This window comes from Burkholderia sp. AW33-5, assembly GCF_053427615.1.
In genome coordinates this window covers 1-3,068 of sequence record NZ_JBSAXA010000061.1, presented here as the reverse complement: position 1 = coordinate 3,068, position 3,068 = coordinate 1, and the positions used below count along the sequence as shown (strand labels likewise).

At 52.9% G+C, this 3,068-nt stretch carries 1 rRNA gene; it reads right to left on the bottom strand.

The features are described from left to right. Positions 1-168 precede the first annotated feature (168 nt). A 23S ribosomal RNA gene (locus ACV22V_RS32235) occupies positions 169-3,050 on the bottom strand. Positions 3,051-3,068 lie beyond the last annotated feature (18 nt).

The following is a 3,068-nucleotide window of genomic DNA, read 5'->3' as shown; positions in this document are numbered from 1 at the left end:
CTGCTGGCATGGCCAACAGAACCAATCTGGGAAGAAGCAGTAATTAGGTTGTGAGCTGTATCTCACACGTACGCGGCACTTCAACCGCAGTACGTCGAGTGCTTTGCACTCGACGTTCGACATTCGTAAGCGCTGAAGCGCTAACGACTGTCGAAACAGACTTGTTATAGGATCAAGCCTTACGGGCAATTAGTATCAGTTAGCTGAACGCATTACTGCGCTTACACACCTGACCTATCAACGTCCTGGTCTCGAACGACCCTTCAAGGGGATCTAGTCCCCAGGGATATCTCATCTTAAGGCGAGTTTCCCGCTTAGATGCTTTCAGCGGTTATCTCTTCCGAACATAGCTACCCGGCGATGCCACTGGCGTGACAACCGGTACACCAGAGGTTCGTCCACTCCGGTCCTCTCGTACTAGGAGCAGCCCCCTTCAAATATCCAACGCCCACGGCAGATAGGGACCAAACTGTCTCACGACGTTTTAAACCCAGCTCACGTACCTCTTTAAATGGCGAACAGCCATACCCTTGGGACCGGCTACAGCCCCAGGATGAGATGAGCCGACATCGAGGTGCCAAACACCGCCGTCGATATGAACTCTTGGGCGGTATCAGCCTGTTATCCCCAGAGTACCTTTTATCCGTTGAGCGATGGCCCTTCCATACAGAACCACCGGATCACTATGACCTGCTTTCGCACCTGCTCGACTTGTCGGTCTCGCAGTTAAGCACGCTTATGCCATTGCACTATCAGCACGATTTCCGACCGTACCTAGCGTACCTTCGTACTCCTCCGTTACGCTTTGGGAGGAGACCGCCCCAGTCAAACTGCCTACCATGCACTGTCCCCGACCCGGATCACGGGCCAAGGTTAGAACCTCAAACAAACCAGGGTGGTATTTCAAGGACGGCTCCACCGAAACTAGCGTTCCGGCTTCATAGCCTCCCACCTATCCTACACAGATCGGTTCAAAGTCCAATGCAAAGCTACAGTAAAGGTTCATGGGGTCTTTCCGTCTAGCCGCGGGTAGATTGCATCATCACAAACACTTCAACTTCGCTGAGTCTCGGGAGGAGACAGTGTGGCCATCGTTACGCCATTCGTGCAGGTCGGAACTTACCCGACAAGGAATTTCGCTACCTTAGGACCGTTATAGTTACGGCCGCCGTTTACCGGGACTTCAATCAAGAGCTTGCACCCCATCATTTAATCTTCCGGCACCGGGCAGGCGTCACACCCTATACGTCCACTTTCGTGTTTGCAGAGTGCTGTGTTTTTATTAAACAGTCGCAGCCACCAGTTTATTGCAACCCCTTCACCCTCCTGGCGCAGGCCAGTCAAGCTACAAGGGCGTACCTTATCCCGAAGTTACGGTACCAATTTGCCGAGTTCCTTCTCCCGAGTTCTCTCAAGCGCCTTAGAATACTCATCTCGCCCACCTGTGTCGGTTTGCGGTACGGTCATCGTTAGACTGAAGCTTAGAGGCTTTTCTTGGAACCACTTCCAATTGCTTCGCTCCCGAAGGAGCTCGCGCCACACCCTTGAATCCTGCGCCCGGATTTGCCTAAGCGCCTTCTCCAATGCAGCGACCGGGACTTCCAACACCCGGACAACCTTCCGCGATCCGTCCCCCCATCGCATCTAACAATGGTGCAGGAATATTGACCTGCTTCCCATCAGCTACGCATTTCTGCCTCGCCTTAGGGGCCGACTCACCCTACGCCGATGAACGTTGCGTAGGAAACCTTGGGCTTACGGCGAGGGGGCCTTTCACCCCCTTTATCGCTACTCATGTCAGCATTCGCACTTCCGATACCTCCAGCACCCTTTACAAGGCACCTTCGCAGGCTTACGGAACGCTCTCCTACCATGCGTGCTAAGCACGCATCCGCAGCTTCGGTATATAGCTTAGCCCCGTTACATCTTCCGCGCAGGACGACTCGATCAGTGAGCTATTACGCTTTCTTTAAAGGGTGGCTGCTTCTAAGCCAACCTCCTGACTGTTTTAGCCTTCCCACTTCGTTTCCCACTTAGCTATATTTGGGGACCTTAGCTGGCGGTCTGGGTTGTTTCCCTCTTGACACCGGACGTTAGCACCCGATGTCTGTCTCCCGTGATTGCACTCTTCGGTATTCGGAGTTTGCTATGGCGGGGTAATCTGCAATAGACCCCCCAACCATGACAGTGCTCTACCCCCGAAGGTGAGACACGAGGCACTACCTAAATAGTTTTCGGAGAGAACCAGCTATTTCCAGGTTTGTTTAGCCTTTCACCCCTATCCACAGCTCATCCCCTAACTTTTCAACGTTAGTGGGTTCGGACCTCCAGTACGTGTTACCGCACCTTCATCCTGGCCATGGATAGATCACCTGGTTTCGGGTCTACGCCCAGCAACTGAACGCCCTATTCGGACTCGCTTTCGCTACGCCTGCCCTATACGGTTAAGCTTGCTACTGAACGTAAGTCGCTGACCCATTATACAAAAGGTACGCCGTCACCCCTTACGAGGCTCCGACTGTTTGTATGCATGCGGTTTCAGGATCTATTTCACTCCCCTCCCGGGGTTCTTTTCGCCTTTCCCTCACGGTACTGGTTCACTATCGGTCGATCACGAGTATTTAGCCTTGGAGGATGGTCCCCCCATCTTCAGACAGGATTTCACGTGTCCCGCCCTACTTGTCGCACACCTAGTTCTTTCATACTGTTTTCGCCTACAGGGCTATCACCTGCTATGGCCGCACTTTCCAGAGCGTTCGGCTAACAATACAAATAAAGAGTGCAAGGCTCATCCCATTTCGCTCGCCACTACTTTGGGAATCTCGGTTGATTTCTTTTCCTGCGGTTACTTAGATGTTTCAGTTCACCGCGTTCGCTTCGCATGGCCTATGTATTCAGCCATGGATACTCCAAAAGGAGTGGGTTTCCCCATTCGGACATCTACGGATCAAAGCTCGTTTGCCAGCTCCCCGTAGCTTTTCGCAGGCTACCGCGTCCTTCATCGCCTGTGATCGCCAAGGCATCCACCACATGCACTTGTTCGCTTGACCCTATAACGAGTCTGTCTC